The sequence below is a fragment of the Brenneria sp. L3-3C-1 genome (genome assembly GCF_016456245.1).
Lineage (GTDB): Bacteria > Pseudomonadota > Gammaproteobacteria > Enterobacterales > Enterobacteriaceae > Brenneria.
The window spans coordinates 100,542-121,224 of record NZ_JAEMHF010000011.1 but is presented as its reverse complement, the minus strand read 5'-3'; the positions used below and the strand labels follow the sequence as shown (position 1 = coordinate 121,224).

Genomic DNA, 20,683 nt, shown 5'->3' with positions numbered 1-20,683 from the left:
TAAAATCTCAATCCAGTGTAAAGAAAATACTATTTCTGGCTGTCGGGCAAGGGGGATAACGTAGAAATGAAAAGCGGCTCGTAAACCGGAAAGGTCGCCGCTCTAAATGACGGGGGATGTGAAGGCGGTGAACAAGGTGACGCTTTGAGCGGGCGGCGCTGTTCACCCCATCAGCGTCACTCTTCTGTCAGAAACAGCTCCAGCAGCGAATTCAGAAACAGCTTGCCGTGTTCGGTAATCTGCCAGTGGGTGGCGGTCTCAGCCAGATAACCTTGCGCCAGCGCCTGATCCAACTGCGGGCGTATTCCTCTTTCATCCAGACCGGTATAGGCGGTGAAGTCAGCGCGTGGCGCGGCTTCCAGCAGGCGAAAGCGGTTCATAAAGAACTCGAAAGCGCGGTCTTCATTCGCCACTTCATGCTGCTTGTCCAGATAATTGCCCTGCATATAGCCGCGAGGATGGCGGGTTTTCACCGTGCGTAGAATACGCCCGTCGCTGAAGGTCAGCTTGCCGTGCGCCCCACAGCCGATCCCCAGATAATCGCCGAAGCGCCAGTAGTTCAGATTGTGCTGACACTGATAGCCCGGTTTGGCATAGGCGGAGGTTTCGTATTGCTGATAACCCGCCGCGCTCAGCAACCGATGACCTTGTTCATAAATATCCCACAGTGCGTCGTCGTCCGGCAGCGTCGGCGGCCGCGAACTGAACAGCGTATTGGGTTCGATGGTCAGTTGATACCACGACAGGTGCGGCGGGTTGAGGGCGATCGCCTGACGTAAATCGTCCAGCGCCTCCGCCAGCGACTGATCCGGCAGGCCATGCATCAGGTCGAGGTTAAAACTGCGTAACCCCAGTCCGGCGGCCAGACGGGCCGCGCGTTTGGCTTCATCCGGGCCGTGAATGCGCCCCAGCCGGGTCAGTTTCTGTGGATCAAAACTCTGTACGCCGATGGAGATGCGGTTGATGCCGGCGCGCTGATAGCCGCTGAAGCGGTCGGTTTCCACCGTGCCCGGATTGGCTTCCATGGTGATTTCGGCGTCCGGCGCCAACGCCAGCCGCGCCCGCACGCCGTCCAGCAGGCTTTGCATCGCTTGCGCGCTCAGCAGGCTGGGGGTGCCGCCGCCGATAAAAATCGTGTGCAGCGTCCGGCCGGCCGCCAGCGGCAGGTCGGCATCCAGATCGGCCAGCAGATGTTCAACATATTCCTGATGCGGCACCTCGCCTTTCAGCGCGTGGGAATTGAAATCGCAATAGGGGCATTTTTGCACGCACCAGGGAATGTGAATGTACAGGCTGAGCGGAGGCAGCTTAAGCATTACGCAGGGCATCCAGTAACAAACGCAACGCCTGACCGCGGTGAGAGAGGGCGTTTTTTTCTTCACGCGTCAGTTCGGCGGCGGTTTTGCCCAGCGCCGGCACGAAGAAGATCGGGTCATAGCCAAAACCGCCGGTGCCTGCGGCTTCGTGGGTCAGTACGCCTTGCCAGCGGCCGTGACACACCAGCGGCGTGGGATCTTCCGCATGGCGCAGATAAACCAGTACGCAATGGAAGCTGGCTCCGCGCTGTTCGTCAGGCACGTCTTTTAGGGTTTGCAGCAGCTTATCCAGATTTTGCCGGTCGCTGGCGTCGACGCCGGCGTAACGCGCGGAATAAATGCCCGGCGCGCCGCCCAGCGCATCCACCGCCAGGCCGGAGTCATCGGCGATCGCCGGCAGGCCGGTGATCTGCGCGGCGTGGCGCGCTTTCAGAATCGCGTTTTCAATAAATGTCAGACCGGTTTCTTCGGCGGAATCGACCCCCAGTTCGGTTTGTGCCACGATGTGGAGGCCAAAATCCGCCAGCAGACCGGCGAGTTCGCGCACTTTACCGGGATTGCCGGTAGCCAAAACCACTTTTTGCATCTTGTTTTCCTGCGTGTTTATTCGATGAGTTCCGCGACTTCTGCCGGGATGGTTTGCGGATTGATGATTTTAATCTGTTTATGCCGCCCGAGTTCACCTTTTTCGATAATGACCAGACTTTTGGCGACCCGAAATTGCTTGGCGAGGAATTTGGTCAGATGGACGTTGGCCTGCCCGTCGACCGGCGGAGCGGTGATGGCGACTTTCAGCTCGTCGCCATGCAGCCCGACAATCTGGTCGCGACTGGCTTTCGGCTGGATATACAGCCGAATCACCAGATCGTCGTTGTGGCGGGTAACGGCGCTCACAGCAGGAACCACAACCCCGGAAACAGATCCATGCCCAGATAATTGAACAGATACAGGATCAGGATCACCGCCATGGCGGAAAAATCGATGCCGCCCATGACCGGAATAATGCGGCGCAGCGGCGCCATCAGCGGCTCGGTCAACTGGTGCAGCAGATACTCGATTGGGCTGCGGCCCTGACTGATCCAACTCATCAACGAGCGGATAATCACCACCCAGAACACCAGGTAGCCGGCGGATTTGATCAGGGAAAGCAGCCCCACCAGCAGATTCATCGGGCTGAGCGACAGCGCGCCGACCTGAATCAGCAACAGCAGGGGATACTTGATGGTGGTCAGAATAAACGCCAGCAGCAGCGAGGCGCTGTCAATCGGCCCCAGCGACGGCAGGATACGGCGCAGCGGCCCGACAATCGGCTGAGTGATTTTGACCACGAACTGCGACAGCGGGTTATAAAAATCGCTGCGCGACCATTGCATCCAGATGCGCAAAAGCAAGACCATCACGTAGAGGTCAATCAGCGTTTTGACCAGAAAAGTCAGGGTAAGCATAAGTACGTCGGTTCCTTAATTAAATGGGGACATCCCCTTTATCTTTCGCATTGCAGGTATATTGGCTTTCTGCATCTTTGAAATTTATTGAGCCTGTATCTGTATAATGAGGGCGACTAACAATGCTTTCAATTAAAACAGCTTTTCCATTTCCTGAGCGCGCGCCACGGCGGCCTGCATCGCCTCCGCCACCGTCTGCGCGAGCTGCCGTTCATTAAATATCCGTAACGCTTCGGCGGTCGTCCCGCCTTTGGAGGTCACGCTTTCCCGCAGCGTCGACAGCGGCGTGGCGGGGTTGGCCTCTACCAGCGCGGCGGCGCCGGAAGCCGCCTGCTGTACCAGCAAACGTGCGGTATCCTGATCGAATCCCTGACGAACCGCTTCCTGCTGCATGGCTTCCATAAACAGGAAGAAATAGGCGGGCGCGCTGCCTGCGGCGGCGATAACGCCGTTAATGCCTGATTCGTTCTCCACCCAGCATACCTTGCCCACGCTGTTCATCAGTCCGGCGGTGAACGCCCGATCGCTTTCGCTGACGGCGGCGGGCGCATACAGCCCGCTCATGCCTTTTCCCACCAGCGACGGCGTATTGGGCATAATCCGCACGATATTCAGATTTTCGCCCAACAGCGCCTGAAAACGGGCGATGCTGATGCCGGCGGCTATCGACAACACCAGTTTACCGGAGAAATTCACCTGCTGTCGCAAGGGTTCACAAACGGTCGCCATCATCTGCGGTTTTACCGCCAGTACAATAACATCCGCTTCTTGGGCGCAACGCACGTTATCCGCGCTACCGACCACGCCAAATCTGGCCGCCAGCGCGTCACGATGTTTGCCGGAGGGCGCGCATACGCTGATATTGCCGGCGGGGTAGCCGCCGTCGATTAACCCGGCGACAATGGCCTGCGCCATATTCCCGGCGCCAATAAACGCTATTTTACGTTGCTGCATCTAAATTCTCGCTGATTATCGTTGTGGTTGATTATGATGGCGCGACTGACGTCGTTGCAATGGATTGTACCGCCGTTGCCGGCTAGGCCGTCGTCGCGGCATAGTCACGCGCGCCAAAGATAGCCGTGCCAATCCGCACCAGCGTACTGCCTGCGGCGATCGCGGCGCACATATCATCGGTCATTCCCATCGATAAGGTATCAATGTCGGGATAGTGTAATGCCAGTTGTTGAAACAGATCGTCCATTCGTCGAAAAACGGCAAGCTGCCGCTGATAGTCTGTTTCGGGGGCCGGGATCGCCATCAAACCACGCAGGCGCAGATTCGGCAATGCCGCCACGCCGGCCGCCAGCGCGGATAATTCATCAACCCTGATGCCGGATTTGCTCGGCTCATTGCTGATGTTGATTTGCAGCAGCACATTCAGCGGCGGCAGCGCCGCCGGGCGCTGTTCGCTCAGGCGCTGGGCGATGCGCAGACGATCCACGGTGTGAAACCAGTCAAAATTCTCCGCCACCAGTCGGCTTTTGTTCGACTGTAACGGGCCGATAAAGTGCCATTCCAACGACGTATCGGGCTGGTTTTCCCGGAAGTGACGGATCTTGTCCACCCCTTCCTGCACATAGTTTTCGCCAAATGCCCGCTGCCCGGCATTGATCGCTTCTTCGATAGCCGTCACAGGTTTGGTTTTACTGACTGCAAGCAGCTTCACTGCTTCCGGCGCCCGTGCGCACTGTTCTGCGGCGGCTGAGATCTGCTGCCTGATGTGCTGTAGATTCTGCTGGATAGTGGTCATAGTGATTCAGGAGATTAATCTATGCATGTGGATGAATGGGTGACACTTAGTGTAAAGCATAATGCCTCGGATCTGCATCTGTGTAGCGGACATCCGCCGGTGTTGCGTGTTGATGGCCAACTGCGCGCTGAAAATACCTTACCACGTTTGTGTTCAGAGCAACTGGAACAATGGTGCTCCACGTGGCTTGAACCGGGCCAGCGGCAGCAACTGCAAACGTCGGGTCAGGTGGACTGCGCCCTGACTCTGGCTGACGGGCCGCGCCTGCGGGTCAATCTGTTCCGACAGCGGCTGGGACTTTCGGCGGCGCTTAGGATCGTACCCTCAACCCATCCTTCACTGACCGCGCTTCATGCGCCGCCGATTTTGTCTGAACTGCTGGCCAGACCCGATGGGCTGATTTTACTGAGCGGAGCGACCGGCAGTGGTAAATCCACCACGCTGGCGGCGATGATTACGGCGTTGAACGCGCGTAGTCGCCAGCACGTGATCACGCTGGAAGATCCCATTGAATTTATCCATGCCAGCCGGCAGTGTCTGATCCAGCAGCGTGAAATCGGCCGGCACTGCTCTTCATTCGCATCGGGGCTGCGGGCCGCGCTGCGCGAGGATCCCGATGTGATTTTACTGGGGGAGCTGCGCGACGCCGAAACCATCCGCCTGGCGCTGACGGCGGCCGAAACCGGCCATCTGGTGCTCTCCACGTTGCATACCCGCGGCGCGGCACAGGCCGTCGATCGGCTGGTGGATGTGTTTCCCGGCGAAGAAAAAGCCTTTGTTCGCAGCCAGCTCGCCGCCTGCTTACGCGCCGTCGTGGCGCAAAAGCTGTTGCCGATGCCGCAGGGCGGCCGGGTGGCCTTGTTTGAGGTGCTGACGGCAACCTCGGCGGTCAGCAATCTGATCCGCGAAGGGAAAACGCATCAACTATCCAGCCTGATCCAGACCGGGGGCCAGGCCGGCATGCAGACTTTTGAACAAAGCTATCAGCAGCGCCGCCGGGAAGGGTTGCTGGGTGATCCTGTCGAACCGTTGTCGGTTCACCGAGCGTGATGACGTCCGGCATCCGGGGCGTCCGGCATTTAGCCCGGGTAGCTCAGCTGTTCCGGGGTACGGCGCATGATGACGTTGCCGTGCCGGATCGACAGTCTGGCTTTGGCCTGACGGCGCACGGTTTCGTAATCGTTTTCCGCATCCAGCAGCACCAGATTGGCCGGACGACCGACTGCGATGCCGTAACCTTCTCCCAGATGCATCGCTTTGGCGCTGTTATCGGTGACAAAATCCAGGCAGCGTTGCAGATCTTCATACCCCATCATATGGCAGATATGCAGCCCGGCATCCAGCACGCGCAGAATGTTGCCGTTACCGAGGGGATACCACGGATCTTTGATGGAATCCTGTCCGAAACAGACATTCATGCCCGCCCGATCCAACTCGGCCACCCGCGTAACGCCGCGTCGTTTGGGAAAGGTATCGAAGCGTCCCTGAAGATGAATGCTTTCCGTCGGGCAGGAAACAAAGTTGATGCCGGACAGGTTGAGTAAACGGAACAGCTTGGAGCAATAGGCGTTATCATAGGAACCCATCGCCACCGTATGGCTGGCCGTAACCCGGTGCCCCATCTGCCGGACTCTGGCTTCTTCCGCCAGCACTTCCAGAAAACGTGACTGCGCATCGTCGGTTTCATCGCAGTGCACGTCCACCAGACACCCGGTGCGTTCGGCCAGATCCATCAGAAACCTGATCGAACTGACGCCCTGCTCGCGGGTATTTTCGAAATGAGGAATACCGCCGACGACATCGGCGCCCATTTCAATGGCGCGTTCCATCAACCGGCGTCCGTCGGCAAATGATTCGATGCCTTCCTGCGGAAAGGCGACAATTTGCAAATCAATCAGATTGCGCGCCTCCTGCTTCACCTCCAGCATGGCTTGCAGCGCCGCCAGACTGGGATCGGTGACGTCAATGTGCGTTCGTACATGCTGAATACCGTGATCCCGCAGCATACCGATGGCGGTGTGCGCCCGGCGTTTGGTGTCGTCATGGGTGATGGTCGCCTTACGCTGGCTCCAGCGTTCAATGCCTTCAAACAGCGTGCCGCTCATGTTCCATTGCGGATCGCCGGCCGTCAGAACGGCATCCAGATGAATATGCGGCTCGACCAGCGGGGGAATAACCAACTGGCCGCCGGCATCGATCGCATCCTGATGTTCCGCGGCGGGCAATAACGCGGGCTGCGTCTCAATGGCCGCGATCAGGCCGCGATCAAGGGTAATGCTGAAGAGTCCGCTTTGCTGGCGAAGGACGGCATTGATTATTTTCATAAGAACTCCTGCTGTTTTGCCGGGTAAATTAGGCGACTGATGCACTAACAATATGCACATTATCGCGCAATGCGCTAAAAATTGTGAGTGATGTCATTATTTTCACGGGCAAAAGATGAGCTTTAAATCAGTCGGTATTTGACCTTGATGGCCTGTTTGTCGTTAGTGTCTTATAAGCCTGTAAATCCACACCAGGGATCTTATTATGAACGCCAATTTTAAAAACGAAATACAAACATTTGGACGCTCACTATTATTACCCATTGCAGTATTAGCGCCCGTCGGGATGTTAATGGGTATTTGCAGCGCGTTGGGACAGGCCTATATGATCGATAAGCTGCCTTTTTTAGGTAATGCTTATTTCAAGGCTATTCTGTCGTCCGTTGGTTCAATCAGTAGCGTGGTTTTTCAAAATATCCCGCTGCTGTTTGCCATGGGCGTCGCTTATGGCATGTCAAAAAAAGAAAAAGGGATTGCGGTTTTCTCATCGGTAATTGCTTATATGACATTGCTGATATCCATGCATGTCCATTTAAAACTGATGGGGCAATTGGTTGAAGGCAATATGGCTTTTGTCGGGCAGGGGATGGTGCTAGGGATCCAGACGCTGAAAATAGAGGCGTTGGGGGGCATTATCGCCGGCTTGCTGGCGGCGAAAGTCACCGATCGTTATTATCGCTTGCAGTTGCCGCTGGCCTTTGCGTTTTTCAGCGGTAAAAAGTCCGTGGCGATTATATCCATCGCCTTTACGATCCCCGTCGGGCTGCTGATCCCGTTCATCTGGGATGTGTTTACGGCGGGAATGAAAAGTATTTCAACCGTGATGATGGCGCCTCATATTGGTTCGGGGATCTATATGACGCTTAACCGGCTGCTGATCCCGTTTGGTTTGCATCATGTCCTCAGTTCCACCGTACGCTTTACCGAGGCGGGCGGAACCTATTTAATCGACGGGCAAACCTATGTCGGTATTTTGCCGGCGATGAATAAAATTCTTTTTGAGTTAGGCCCCAACCATCCGGCGTGGAATGAATTTATGCCGACGTTGTCGAGTTACCTTGCCTCGTCGCAAATGCTGACCACCTTATTCCGCGTGCCCGCCATTGGTCTGGCGATGTATCACATGGCGTATTTCAAGAATAAGAAATTTGCCAAAGGGATGATATTGACCGTGGTGCTTACCGCTTTCCTCGGCAACATCACCGAACCGCTTGAATTCTCCTTCCTGTTTATTGCGCCGAAACTGTTTATTGTCTATTCGATATTGTGCGGATTATTAACCATACCTCTGCAAATATTAGACGTCTCCATCGGCTATATTCGCGGTACTATTTTTGACTTCGGTATTTTCGGCCTGATGTATGAAAATACCCACTGGGTAAATCTGATCGTGCTCGGCAGTATCAACTTTGTGGTGTTTTATTTCTTCTTCCGCTGGGCAATTGGCAAGTTCGATATCAAAACGCCCGGTCGTGAAAATGAGATGGCGGACAGCACGCTATTAAATAACAAGGAATATGACAAGGTAGCCCAGTTGGTGATTGAGGGATTGGGCGGCAAAAGTAATATCAAACGGGTGGAAAATTGCGTTTCCCGTCTGCGCGTCGATCTCTACGATCAAAAACTGCTACGGATGGAGTCGCTTAAAGAGTCGGGATCGCTGGGGACGTTTATTCCGTCCAGCAACCATATTCACGTTGTTTTCGGGCCGCATGTCGAGTTTGTCCGTAACGCGGTAGACGATGTTCTGGCTGGAAATAACCAAGGTTAAGGGGAATAAACATGCGCGCACTGTATGACTCAAAAAGTAAAACCATTGACGATAAAGGAATGAAAAGTCTGTTTACCCATGAGGCGCGGGTACAGTCATGGCTTGATATTGAAGCCGCGCTGGCGCTGGCGCAGGCCAAAGCGGGGATGATCCCGCAACAGGCGGCGGAGAATATTGCCGCCAACTGTAAGCTGGAACGTATTGATTTGGCGGAGATCGAGCGTCTGTTGCAACAAATCGGCCACGGCTTTGTTCCGGTGATAAAGGTGCTGGTCAATGCCTGCGACGCCGAAAGCGGCAAGTATGTGCACTATGGCGTGACGACGCAGAATATCCAGCAAACGGCGCATTTGTATATCGTTAAGCAGTTCCATGAGCGACTGTTGCAGTTTGTGGACAGCGTGCTGCTCAACCTTGCCCGGCTGGCGAAAACGCATAAAGACACCTTGATGGCGGGGCGCACCCATGGCAAACATGCGTTGCCGATTACCTATGGCTATAAGGTCTCGGTGTGGATTTATGAACTACTGGGCGCGGTAGAGCGTATGCAGGAAGCGGAGAAACGGGTATTTACCGTGATGATGGGCGGCGCGGTCGGCGCTTTCCATGCCACCGGCGAACCCGGTCGTCGGGTACAGGATCTGGTGGCGGAGGCGCTGGGAATGCATGCAATGGCGATCCCGTCGCGTAATGCCCGGGTGTATCGGGCTGAATACATCTCGAATCTGTGTCTGTTGGCCACCACGCTGCATAAAATCGCCGAAGAGGTTTATCAGACCTCCAGCGAAGAGTTCGGCGAGGTTTCCGAAGCCTTTGCCAAAGGGACGGTCGGCAGCAGCACCATGCCGCAAAAGGTTAATCCCAAGCTGGCGAAAGGGATCATTGCCAATGCGCAAAGGCTGTATGCGGTATTGACCTCATCGCTGTATGTCTGCCCGCGTCCGTTCGAAGCGGATAGCTCCGCCTACTTTATTTTTGATGCCAATCTTCAGGAAAGTATTGAGCTGATGGCGGAAATTATCCTGCGGGCCGAAGAGCTGACCCGGACGTTGGTGATCAACAAGGAGCGGATGCGGCAGAATGTGGGGTTGACGCATGGGCTGATCAATAGTGAAAAAATCATGATGAAGCTGGTGGATAAACTGGGTAAGGATCCGGCCCACGAGTTGGTTTATCAGGTGGCGATGCGCAGTACCCATGAAAATATTGCCTACCATGAGGCGCTGGCGAGCAATCCGGTTATCGCGGCGAATTTCACCACGCAGGAGATTGCCGAACTGTTGGATCCGGCGGCCTATACCGGATTATGCGCGGTACTGGCGGAAGAGATGGCCGAACAGGTATTCAAGCGGATAGCGTAAGTCAGCGTGATTTTTTTCCGTAAACGGCATCAGGGGGGCAACGCTAAATAGCTTTGCTCCACTTTAGCCAGACCGTGCTGATTGCCTCAATAAGAGGACTTATTCGCGCACTGTACTTAATACACCAGATTGATGGTACGGGTATCGAGATACGTTCCTGGAACATCCTGAAAAGAGGGAGCCATACTGGCGTAAACCGTATAAGTGCGAGTTTCACTTGTATCGGCGACCAGCGTGTAGCTATCTGTCAGCGTTCCGGTGCTGCTGTCCCAGATTTGCTGGTTATTGCCCGATGTATAGAGCTGATAATGTGTAGTGTGATTTCCATTGGTCATTTGACGCTGGCCGCCCGTTTCGGCGCCATCAATCATTATCTGATAGCTAATGGCGCTGTCTGTGTCAGTGTCTGCCTGACATTTCACCGTGAAAGTAGCCGTACTTTGCAGTGATGTGCCGGTAATCCCTTCTATGGCGCCGAAATTTAATGCTGTCGTGCTGATCGCACAGCTATAGGCCAGCACTTCCACAGGAAGCAAGGTGAGAAGACACAATAATGTGGTTAATCTCATGGTTTTTCTCCGGTAAGGCAGGTCAATGGCCCGATCTCGGGGATCGTGTTGGGTTGAGGGTGATAATCAAAGGCGACGTGACAGGCGGGGTGCTCATTTCGCTGTACGCTAAGCGTGTTATGCGTGGCAAGGTTTTCAAAGAAAATAATGCCGTCATAGCCAATCACCTGTTGCATACCATTTTCATTCAGGATGGCGGTACTGCCCAGCGGCATAGGCTGATGGTTGGAATCAACCAACCTGATAGTGGCGCTGTTACTGCGGTGAACGGGAAATTTGGCCAGTACGCCGGCACGATCGCGGGGGGTGAGGTGGAGCTCGGTGTAACGCAGCGAGACATCCATCGGCACATCGTTGGGATCAATCGACAAATGATTATTTTCATAGGCGTTGAGCGCTTCAATAAACATCACGCCATTACGATCGGTCTTACCCAGAGGCCGATTTTCCTGTAATACGGTGATGCCGGATAATCCATCGGTATCGACTACGCCGAAGCTGTCATGAATAGTATTCGAGGCGAAAAAATGGCCGCCAAGGGTCGAAATTGCCCCTTGAGCGCTGGCGCGCACCGCATTTCCTTCCTTGCTTCGTTCGATCTCGGTACCCATCAAACCCCATGGCGATTTGTAATCTAACGCCATATTTTGTCGCGCTCGGCTTCCACTCTGATTGGCGATTTTCCAGCCGACATCGCCACGTTGTACCGCGGATTGCCGTGCCTGTACGGTTTGATAGTGATTACCGTTGCTTATACTGCTATTGGCGCTGATGGTGGCTCTGCGGCCAAAGGGGATGGAGAAGCCAATAAAAATACCGCTACCTTGTTGATTGTCGAAATCATGCAACACCGTGATATAACCATAAGAATCAAACGGTAATGAAGCAGAGTAGGTCGCTGAAAGCGTTGAAGTGGCAATGCGTTCCGATGTTAAATCATAGTCGTTATAAAAAGTGACCATTCTCTTGGCATAAATCAGGCTAAATGAACCCTTGCCGGGTGACACGGGAAATCCAATGCTGGCGCGTAGCGTGGTGCCAGGCATCGTGTCGTCGTTGGCGGCGGCAATATCATAAAAATGTTTATCAGCCTGTAGGATACTGATGCCATAGCTCATGGCAGGTAGAATATGGGAAAAGCCCAGCCCGTATTGGCTCCCCTGCCGGTTACCGAAATGGCTGGTCGCTAATGAAGATGAGAGGATGCCGTAGCGGCTGATTAACAGATCGGCGCCGATCCCGCCCATAGCCAGTTTTTCAGTACCTTCAAGATGGCTGGACAGCGTCAGCCCGCTGGTTATGCCTCGACGATAGCTCAGTGCAGCCGCGCTCTGCGTATAGTCACTGGAACGAGTGGCATAACGGCGGCGTACCAATCCGGTTTCCACGCCCAATGAGTCCAACCCTTTTTCGAGTAATGAGGCACCGGTATAAAAAGGCAGCGTCTGTTGGATTTGCCGACCGTTGGCGCTTTTAACCACCATAGCGATTTCCCCACCGCCACTTGTCACTGGTAACTGGGTAACTTCAAAGGGACCCGGTTCTACCCGGCTGGACAATTGATGTATACCGTTGACATAGATATCAACGGATGAAGGCACCGCGACCTCACCGGTAATTCCCGGGCGGGGAAACGTCACCAGATCCGGACGCAGGCTAAAATTGGTGGTCATCTGCATACCCGCCATGCGGATAGGGCGGGTCCAGGGTAAACCACTATTGATAAAATCGCCGACATTGTAGGTGCGCAGCTTTTCCACATCAGAAACGCTATATGTGCTATTCAGCCGCACGGTTCGGCGAAGATAAGGATTATTCGTCCGTATTCCGCTGGTTGAAAATACGCCATGATTGCCAAACAACCGTAAATCACCCGTCGTGCTATCACTCAATTGCCCGGCATAGTGGGTCATTTGAGTGTCATAATTCAATACCGCGCCATTATCACTGTGTGGAACTGAACCACTGTCTGGCTTTTGGGGAGCGTTCAACTGTTGCGCCACCAGATTCTGATTGGGGATTTGCAGATGGAGCGTTTGTGTTTCATTGTCTAATTGATAACGCCAGCCCTGAATAGTGCTTAGGTTGATTAATTCATCGTTCGTGGCGTTCTGAGAGGGCGGTAAACTCAGCCCTAACCGGGTGAGTTGCGTAACGGTAACAAACAGCTCTCCGTTATCCTCGACAAAATCATCAATGCCTTCACGCTGTTGTCCGTTTACTACCACGCTGAGCAACAGGTTTTGTCTGGCCGAGGATTCAGCCCAGGCGATGCCATTTAATCCTGGGCAGAACAGGCCGATGATGCTCAACAATAATCCCAACGGGCGAACAACATTCAATCTGTGATACCCACATTCAGCCACTGATCGGCATGACTTGTCGGGCTGGCGTTTTTCAGGTGTAAGCGCCTGCCGGGGGTTAACCGATGCAGACGATCGTCGATCAGCCAGTGGCGCTCGCTGCCGGCAAGAATATAAGGCAGACCCGGTCCCTTAAGTTTAAGCGCGATATTGCCGTCGGTATTCAGCGAAATGTTTGTCAACATGGCGTGCTGTTGACCATGATTGACGGCGATCAATACGGCCTGATCCTGACGTTTCTCAACCCGCCAGCGAATATCCGCAGTGGATAATGCCTGTGGTTGGGAAAACACCGGGATGGTAAAACGTAACGCCAGCTCGACTTTATTTCTATTGTTATCCGGGATTTGGTCAAAGATCACCCGATAAGCTTCTTCTGTTTGGCCCGCGGATTCACGTAATAACAAGCGGATGGTTTGGGATTGACCTGGAGCAATGGTCGCGAAAGGAGGGCTGATCGACAGTCTGGTCGTATCTTGGTAAGTATCACTGTTAACCGTTTGTGTCCAGGCATAACTGCGGATCTGGACCTGGGTGTTTTTATCGGAATGATTGGTTAGCGTGAAGCTGGCGGCCCGTTTATTCGCTGACAGTGTTTGACTGATCGGTACAATGGATAGCGCTTGCGCAAAGGTCTGTAGTGCAATGCACCACAGACCTGCAATCATTAGCGCCCTGAATATTAATCTATTACGGGGCATAATCGCTAACCTTTGTATTAGTAGTTAATGGTAACTGCGATAGTATCCGAGTAGGTGCCAACGGCGGAGGTGAGCTGATTCGCAGCAATCTCGCCGTAAACCGTCAACGTTTGTGTCGCCCCGGAACCTGTTCCGGCCACCGTATCCGTATCAATGGTATTGCCCCAGTTGGTGGTATGCGCAGCTTCCTGATACAACCCGTAGTTCAGTGTTGACCCGGCAACCGAGCCAGTTAAGGCACGCAAGGCTGTGGTGGCCCCGACGGCCGTCCCTGCGCCAAGACCCACCGTATAAGGTGCCGCATTAGAGCAAAGAATCGACAAGGTTGCGGTGGAATCAACGGCGACGCCTGAATAATCAGGGAAGGCGAGAGGCGTGGTTGAGATCGTACAGGCGGCGACCACGGTTGCACTGACCGCCATCGTGTCTGTTGCCGTAGCGGCAAGCGCTTGAGTAGAAAGCGCACCGCTGAGACACAGTGAAGATAATACTGTCATTTTAATCAATAGATTGTTGGACATGAGGATGCCTTGAAAACGCAAAAGAAAACTGAATGGATTTGGCGTAAAAACAAGGAGGCCATTTCTCACGTTTAGTCTAACCGTTATTTAAGAGGACATTGGGACTATACCGCTCCATACCCGGCCTTATGTACTGCAAAAACGGCCAATACCCATGATGCGTAATTAAGGTAATAAAAGATAAACGTTGGAAAAATGGCGTATCGTCTTTTTCCGATTTATTGCTTGCATCAGGAATGCTCAATTGCAGGTTGATATTGTAAATAGAGTAATATCGATAGTTTTTTCTGTTTTTCGGGATTTATGTTGGCTAAAAAAGCACATAGCCATCCAGGTAGATTGACGGCATTAAATAAATCGCTATAGACCGGATTGAGCCCGATAAAGTGTTCTTTATATTTTACCTCCCGATATTGATGAGGGGAGGTGCCGATAAATTTTCTGAATATTCTGGCTAATTGTTGTCCATCCCGCAATCCGCAGCGGCGGGCGATTTTATCGATAGGTAAGTTGCTATTAATCAATGCCTGTCGTGAGAGTTCAAGACGCAATAATAATAAAAATAAAGAGGGAGAATATCCCATTTGTAGTTTGAAGTGACGTCGAAAATTGCGTTCGCTCATGGCTAAATAACAGGCGGATTGGGCCGTATTTAAATCTTCATCAATATGAGTAAGCCACCAAAGTATAATGCGATGAGCGATAGATTGCGTGTGCGTGAAAACAGAATCTAACAGACACGAGGCATTATCCAGATGAGGCGGTTTTAAGGCGCCGGTAGTAAGGCCATCAGTGGTGATTTCCCCTCGATCTGAACGCAATAACAGTTGGGCCATTTCTTTTATATTGACGTGCTCACTGGCGGTATAGAATTTACCATCTTGTTGGAGGTCGGCATTCTGTTTTACGCGCAGCGTCGGATAGCATGCTATCAACCTGGCTATCAGTGATGAGTGGGTCGTGACCGTTCGTTGATTCAATACGCCGGAGGCCGCCAGCCAGAAGATGCCGGTGCCAAGAGCGATGACGCATCGTGATTGAAAGCAGATCTTACGCAACCAGTGGATAATCGAATCTGGCGGCGTTGAGATCGCCTGTTGAGGACCATGAGCGATAATGAGTATATCAATGTCTGCTTGCCGGGAAACTTGCACGGCTTGAGTTTCTACATTCATTAAGGTCGTTGAAGGGGAGGTGATCGAACCGCCGTATAAGGAGTAAATTCGAGTCACATAATGTATTTTTTCCCCGGGTGAATTTGGTTGATTTTTGTTAAGTGTTGTCAGAATTTCCAATAAGTTAATGACGTCCCCTAGAAAACAATCCGTGTAAGCCAGGATCACGATTTTCCTGATATCCACCTCAGCGCTGGATGATAAGCACGGGTTAGTTTTTGCAGGCCATAAAAGCCTACTATTCGCGTTCATGATAGAATGCTATTTTTTATAATATTCATTTTCAACAGAGTCCCAGAGTGTGTTCATGTGACACGGCACTGCCATTTCTGGACAGATAACTACATTTACTGTAGCAGAGTTATGAAATTAAGCGGTGTGACTAGGGGGAAGGGATTGTTGGTTGCCGTAAAGGATACTTATTGTATTTTGCATACGGGTGTGTTCTAAATCTTATCGAAAGAAAAACAGCCGCAACTTATTCGACATTAATAAGAAAAATTTCATATACCAATAATGTTTTTACAACTATCAGGATAGAAAAAATGACCGAAGCGCTAAAAATATTAAATAACATTCGTACACTGCGTGCTCAGGCTCGTGAGCTTGATCTGGCAACACTGGAAGAAATGCTGGAGAAGCTGACCGCTATTGTGGAAGATCGCCGTGAGGAAGAAGCCTCAATTCAAAAAGAACAGGCTGAACGTCAGGCCAAGCTTGAAGTCTTCCGCGCCAAGTTGCTGGAAGAAGGTATTGATCCTGTCGAACTTCTTGAAGTCATATCACAAAAATCGGCAAAATCCGCAAAGGTTAAACGTGAACCTCGTCCTGCCAGATATAAATATATTGATGAAAATGGCGATGAGAAAACCTGGACTGGTCAGGGACGTACTCCCAAGGCTATCAAAGAAGCACTTGATAATGGCAAGGTCTTGGAAGATTTTGAGATCCGATAACAAAAAGTCAGTAATCAGGAACGTTTCTCATCAGGAAACTTCCCTTTTAGTTATGAATAAAAATGTTATCAGATAAAAAAATCGGGGTAGCGCTGTTCCAGCCACAGACGGCGCTGTTGTTGATCCATTTCCTCGGTTTCCTGCAAAAACGCCTCAAGGGGAATTTTCTTTCTCGCCCGGGAAAGCCCTTGCTGGCTCAATAAGGCGATGTCGTCCCGGGTAAGATAAAAATTCACTTTGATATAATCCAGCCGGTAATATTTCAGATAGTTGGATATTTTATTGGTAAAGGTAATGAGTAAATCGCAGGGTAACTGGTTGAGCCGCTGTAGTTCGTTAATATTGACGCAGTCGACAATATCAATATGGAAATGGGATTTAAGCACCTCTTTGAAATAACCCACTTTGCTTTCAGATGAATTGGTTACGATGATAATGCGTTTTTTCGGTTCGCTGTAGAGGCGGTTTTGCAACTCGTATTTTTTCAGGATCAATACCAGCGTGGCCAGATGAATGGGGGAAAACGTCGTCTGGTAGTGCTGTTCGATCGGCGCGGTCGCCTGACAAACGCCGGTATATAACGTGGCATAACGGGTTTGTACGTCGTGCAGCTTTTTATCATCGAAATAGAGGTTGAATTTATTCTGTACGATGGCGGAATAAATAAACTGATACAGTTCGGAAAAGAAGTCATGGGTATTCTGAATTCGCGCCCGTAGTAAATGGGATAGGGTCGAACATAATTGCCGAACATGTTGGATCAGCGTGGGATCGTACACATTGAAAGGACGCCGGGTAAAGGTTAACGATGAAATCAGCAGGTTCAGAAACTGATTTTCATGCTGCTGTTCCAGCAGGGAAAAATCCAGCGACTGAATAAAATCAAGCTGGCGACCGGATGGGATCACATGGCCGCGCCGGATGCGGTGCAACGCAATGCTCATGTAGACCAGAAAGTATTTCTTGCTGTTATAACCCAGTTGCACCACCGGCTTCAGCCGCTGTTGGTAAAGGGCGGCGGCGGTCTCTATTTCAGGGGCGCACTGGGTTAAAAACTGCAAGGCAATGGATTTATTTATCGGTTCATTGGCAGTGTGGGGAACCAGGAGTTGGTTTTCTCCTATTTCCACCGTTTTCAAAATAATCAGGCAGATGGCGATACGCAGCAGGATTTCATCGCCGTCCAGCCGCGAGCCGAGTTTGGGAATACCGGTGATGGTGAGTTTGTTGGCCTGTAAAAAGCCGAGCAGCGCCTGATTGTCGTTTTTCAGCGTGGTGGGGCTGACGTGAAATTTCCGGTAATACTCGCTTTTATTCACCACATCTTGCAGACAGAGCGCCACGCTCAAATCCCGAATACGCTCTTCCGCCGTGGTGATATAACGGTTGAATTTAATGTGGTCGAGAAAATCAATATATTCCCGATAGGACATCGCCGTGGTAATGAACTGATTATCAATGTGCAGATGATAGGCGGGATGAAGTTGCTCATTGATCTCTTTCATCGTCCGTTTCAGCGTGGACAATGTCTTGCCAAATTTGGTTATCACCTCATCAATGGCCAGCGGGCTATATTCCTGCGCATATTTCAGAAAAGCGAGATCAAAGCTGTTCATCGTACTCTCATCGGGGGGATTAATCGGCGATTATCATCGGCGTGGCTTGATATAAAGGATAATTCACCTGGGGTATTTTGCCCTAAAAACGAAAGTAAAAACCATGATGCAGGCCGGATAATCGAATTTGTCCGGGAGCATTCGGGGGGCGGTCCCGAATGCTCCCGCGCCGTTATACCTGAAGCCGTTTATACCTGAAACAGCGCCATTGAACGCATAAGCTGCTGGGATTGCTCTTCCAGCGACTGCGTGGTGGCCGAGGAGGCCTTAACCAACTGGGCATTTTGCTGCGCCACTTTATCGATTTGCGTGAATGCGATATTCACCTGTTCAATACCCCGATGCTGCTCTTGCGTGGCGTTGGAGATATCCTTCATCAGCCGGGTAATGCGCATGATCTCTTCCGTCACCTCATCCATGGTTGCGCCGGCCCGCGAAGCCAGTTCCAGCCCTTCCGACACCCGTTCCTGTGAATCCAGTATCAGCGAGCGGATCTCTTTCGCCGCCTGAGCGCTGTGCTGGGCCAGATTGCGGACTTCCCCGGCGACCACGGCAAAGCCGCGTCCCTGTTCGCCCGCGCGGGCAGACTCTACCGACGCATTGAGCGCCAGAATGTTGGTTTGGAAAGCAATACCGTCAATCACGCCGAGAATGTCATTAATCCGTTTGGCGCTGGTGGCGATTTCCTGCATTTTCTCAATCACATAGCAGACGGATTCATTGCTGAGATCGCAGATGTCCGAGGCGTTGTTGGCGACCTGATGAGCCTGTTCGGCGTGCTCGGCATTCAGCTTCACCGTCGCGCTCAACTGCTCCATGCTGGCGGCCGTCTGCTCCAGCGCCGCAACGGACTCTTCCGTGCGCTGGGAAAGATGGGTGTTTTCCTCAAATAACTCGCGGCTGCCAAGATCGATCTGCGTACTGGCGTCACGAACCTGGCTGACCGAATCCAGCAATGCCCCTTGCATCCGGCCAATCGCGTCGCCGAGGCGACCCAGTTCGTTACTGCCGCCCTGCAACAGACGGCGCGTCAAATCGCCGTTGGCGACGTGCTCCAGTTGTTCAATAGCCTGTTCCAACGGTTTTAACAGCATATGCCGCAGCGCAACCCAGCCAAGCATCGCCAGCGCCACGGATAACAGGCAGGAGATGGCGATGAGCAGCAGCATTATCCGTTCATTGCCTTCGGACTGCGCCAGTCCCTGTTCAGAAAGCTGCTGCGCGTGCAGCCGGAAGTCCTGAATGGATTTATCAAAGGCGGCGCTCAGCGGGCCGAGCTGTTTTTCGAGTACCTCGTAGTATTCGTCGGTGTACTGTTTCTGAAGTGAACTCAGTACCGGCATCATGCCTTGTTCGAGATAAGCCTGATAGGTTTTCGCTACCTCCTGCGCCAGCCCATGCCTTTGGGTATCGGACTCAACCGACGCCATGACGCGATCGATTTCCTTCCGGGACTGGAGTAGAGCTGTTTCCACTTCTTCGGTTTCCTGCGTTCCCGCTTCAAGCTGGCCCATTTCAATTTTTCTCACCGCCAGCGTCGCCGAGGCTCTGGCCCTTAGCGTCTGGTTATATCCATTCATCAGACTGCCAAGCTCGATTCCCTGAGTTTGGTTCAGTACCAGCAGCGATTCCCTGTCTTTTTTAAGCGCCAGAATCCCCATGCCGCTGACGATAAGCAGCAGCAGGGTGGTGGATAACAGTAATGTCAGTAATCCGGCGCGAATGGAGATGTTTTTCAAGCCCATGGTTTCCTTATTCCTTGTGTGTGCAGCGTAAAGTGACAAAAGTCGTAAACTTTATCGCCCCATGGTATGACGCGTTTTTATGAGGCGATGAATAAAACAGAACATCACAGAAAATACGGGATCGGTGTAGTGCGAGCATCGTTGATGACTGTAAAACAAAGATAAAGTTAAAAATATATGTCAGCGCAGAAAATCCGTTAAACCAGCTTTGGTTAAGGGGTAAAGCGCCCGGCTTCATCACAGAATGGGCATCATCACCCTGAACCTTAGCGTTGTGCTCATGCTAAAAATCGGCTTAAAAACGATAATCCTTAGAGCAATGGTGTTGATATTTTTTCCGATTAGCGCTGATTTCTACTACTCTGTCGGGAGACTGACCGTTGGGAGACGGCGAGGCGCCTTCGGCTACCGCTTTTCAGCGGTATATACCGGTATTGTCGCTAAATAATTAGCCGTAGCGTTTGCGGCTGGTTTATTATCTGCGGATAAGATCAGTATTGTGTGTCTGCGGTGCGGTTCGGCGATGGGCCGGCGGCATCCTGACCTGTTTCTTCGGGCGTATTCGCTACGTCGTACAATGATACCCACCGGTATCCGAGGTTTATGTGCAGTTAACAAGTTTCACGGATTATGGCCTGCGGGCGCTGATTTATATGGCGTCTTTACCCGATGGCAAAATGACCAGCATTTCAGAAGTGACGGAAGTGTATGGCGTGTCGCGCAATCACATGGTCAAAATCATCAATCAACTGAGCCGAGGCGGATTTGTCAGGGCCGTGCGCGGCAAAAATGGCGGGATACGATTGGGGAAACCCGCAAGGTCAATCCGGGTTGGCGATGTGGTGCGTGAGCTGGAGCCGCTCTCGTTAGTTAACTGTAGCAGTGAGTTTTGCCACATTACCCCTGCCTGCCGACTCAAACAAGTGCTCCAGCAGGCGGTGCAGAGCTTTCTGCACGAGCTGGATCAATACACGCTGGCCGATATGGTCAAAGAAAACCCACCGCTCTACAAATTATTGTTGGTTGAATGAATTCTGTTCAGCCTCCTGCTGATGACAACGGAGGAACCG

General features: G+C 52.2%; 19 protein-coding genes. 5 read left to right on the top strand and 14 right to left on the bottom strand.

The features are described 5' to 3' along the window. Positions 1-176 precede the first annotated feature (176 nt). The 6 genes from hemW to JG725_RS17940 all read right to left on the bottom strand — a co-directional run bounded on the left by hemW (position 177) and on the right by JG725_RS17940 (position 4,511). On the bottom strand, positions 177-1,316 hold the full coding sequence (gene hemW, locus JG725_RS17965; protein WP_199379224.1) for a radical SAM family heme chaperone HemW: 1,140 nt from the start codon (positions 1,314-1,316) through the stop codon (positions 177-179). Next, positions 1,309-1,902: an XTP/dITP diphosphatase gene (locus tag JG725_RS17960; protein ID WP_199379222.1), complete on the bottom strand. Its 594-nt coding sequence runs from the start codon at positions 1,900-1,902 to the stop codon at positions 1,309-1,311. The genes hemW and JG725_RS17960 overlap by 8 nt, the downstream gene beginning before the upstream one ends. Before the next feature lie 17 nt (positions 1,903-1,919). Next, positions 1,920-2,210 carry a DUF167 family protein YggU gene (gene yggU, locus JG725_RS17955; RefSeq protein WP_172291149.1) on the bottom strand — a complete coding sequence of 97 codons (291 nt, stop codon included), beginning with the start codon at positions 2,208-2,210 and terminating at the stop codon, positions 1,920-1,922. Next, positions 2,207-2,761, bottom strand: a complete 555-nt coding sequence (locus JG725_RS17950; protein ID WP_172291150.1) for a YggT family protein — start codon at positions 2,759-2,761, stop codon at positions 2,207-2,209. Before JG725_RS17950 ends, yggU begins: the two co-directional genes overlap by 4 nt. A gap of 132 nt (positions 2,762-2,893) precedes the next feature. Then, complete coding sequence (gene proC, locus JG725_RS17945) at positions 2,894-3,715, bottom strand: pyrroline-5-carboxylate reductase (RefSeq protein ID WP_199379220.1); 822 nt, start codon at positions 3,713-3,715, stop codon at positions 2,894-2,896. A gap of 82 nt (positions 3,716-3,797) precedes the next feature. Continuing rightward, positions 3,798-4,511, bottom strand: coding sequence for a YggS family pyridoxal phosphate-dependent enzyme (locus JG725_RS17940; protein WP_172291152.1), 714 nt, complete (start codon positions 4,509-4,511; stop codon positions 3,798-3,800). 21 nt (positions 4,512-4,532) lie between these two features. On the opposite strand from JG725_RS17940, the gene JG725_RS17935 reads away from it, so the two are divergent. After that, the gene (locus JG725_RS17935; RefSeq protein WP_199379218.1) at positions 4,533-5,561 is read left to right on the top strand and encodes a type IV pilus twitching motility protein PilT; all 1,029 of its coding nucleotides are present in this window, start codon (positions 4,533-4,535) and stop codon (positions 5,559-5,561) included. Between the two features lie 29 nt (positions 5,562-5,590). On the opposite strand, the gene codA is transcribed toward JG725_RS17935, so the two are convergent. Next, positions 5,591-6,835, bottom strand: a complete 1,245-nt coding sequence (gene codA, locus JG725_RS17930; RefSeq protein WP_199379216.1) for a cytosine deaminase — start codon at positions 6,833-6,835, stop codon at positions 5,591-5,593. A gap of 205 nt (positions 6,836-7,040) precedes the next feature. Here codA and JG725_RS17925 point away from each other — a divergent pair, with 205 nt between their 5' ends. After that, complete coding sequence (locus JG725_RS17925) at positions 7,041-8,606, top strand: PTS transporter subunit EIIC (RefSeq protein WP_172291155.1); 1,566 nt, start codon at positions 7,041-7,043, stop codon at positions 8,604-8,606. Between the two features lie 11 nt (positions 8,607-8,617). After that, positions 8,618-9,967, top strand: coding sequence for an adenylosuccinate lyase family protein (locus JG725_RS17920; RefSeq protein ID WP_172291156.1), 1,350 nt, complete (start codon positions 8,618-8,620; stop codon positions 9,965-9,967). Between the two features lie 116 nt (positions 9,968-10,083). Here JG725_RS17920 and JG725_RS17915 read toward each other — a convergent pair whose 3' ends face one another. The 5 genes from JG725_RS17915 to JG725_RS17895 all read right to left on the bottom strand — a co-directional run bounded on the left by JG725_RS17915 (position 10,084) and on the right by JG725_RS17895 (position 15,464). Further along, complete coding sequence (locus JG725_RS17915; protein WP_199379214.1) at positions 10,084-10,536, bottom strand: spore coat protein U domain-containing protein; 453 nt, start codon at positions 10,534-10,536, stop codon at positions 10,084-10,086. Further along, a complete protein-coding gene (locus JG725_RS17910; RefSeq protein ID WP_233356475.1) occupies positions 10,533-12,878 on the bottom strand; it encodes a fimbria/pilus outer membrane usher protein in 2,346 nt (781 codons plus the stop codon). Before JG725_RS17910 ends, JG725_RS17915 begins: the two co-directional genes overlap by 4 nt. Then, complete coding sequence (locus JG725_RS17905) at positions 12,875-13,567, bottom strand: molecular chaperone (protein ID WP_172291158.1); 693 nt, start codon at positions 13,565-13,567, stop codon at positions 12,875-12,877. The genes JG725_RS17910 and JG725_RS17905 overlap by 4 nt, the downstream gene beginning before the upstream one ends. A gap of 50 nt (positions 13,568-13,617) precedes the next feature. Next, the gene (locus tag JG725_RS17900; protein ID WP_172291247.1) at positions 13,618-14,121 is read right to left on the bottom strand and encodes a spore coat U domain-containing protein; all 504 of its coding nucleotides are present in this window, start codon (positions 14,119-14,121) and stop codon (positions 13,618-13,620) included. A 230-nt stretch (positions 14,122-14,351) separates the two neighbouring features. Then, entirely contained in the window at positions 14,352-15,464 is a 1,113-nt protein-coding gene (locus JG725_RS17895; protein WP_199379212.1) for a helix-turn-helix domain-containing protein, read from the bottom strand. 377 nt (positions 15,465-15,841) lie between these two features. Here JG725_RS17895 and JG725_RS17890 point away from each other — a divergent pair, with 377 nt between their 5' ends. Beyond that, positions 15,842-16,252 carry an H-NS family nucleoid-associated regulatory protein gene (locus tag JG725_RS17890; RefSeq protein WP_172291160.1) on the top strand — a complete coding sequence of 137 codons (411 nt, stop codon included), beginning with the start codon at positions 15,842-15,844 and terminating at the stop codon, positions 16,250-16,252. Between the two features lie 68 nt (positions 16,253-16,320). Here the strand turns inward: JG725_RS17890 and JG725_RS17885 are convergent, their stop codons facing one another. Both JG725_RS17885 and JG725_RS17880 read right to left on the bottom strand, forming a co-directional pair. Continuing rightward, entirely contained in the window at positions 16,321-17,868 is a 1,548-nt protein-coding gene (locus JG725_RS17885; RefSeq protein WP_199379210.1) for a PRD domain-containing protein, read from the bottom strand. A 188-nt stretch (positions 17,869-18,056) separates the two neighbouring features. After that, entirely contained in the window at positions 18,057-19,613 is a 1,557-nt protein-coding gene (locus JG725_RS17880; RefSeq protein WP_199379208.1) for a methyl-accepting chemotaxis protein, read from the bottom strand. 605 nt (positions 19,614-20,218) lie between these two features. On the opposite strand from JG725_RS17880, the gene nsrR reads away from it, so the two are divergent. Further along, the gene (gene nsrR, locus JG725_RS17875) at positions 20,219-20,644 is read left to right on the top strand and encodes a nitric oxide-sensing transcriptional repressor NsrR (protein WP_172291163.1); all 426 of its coding nucleotides are present in this window, start codon (positions 20,219-20,221) and stop codon (positions 20,642-20,644) included. Positions 20,645-20,683: the final 39 nt, after the last annotated feature.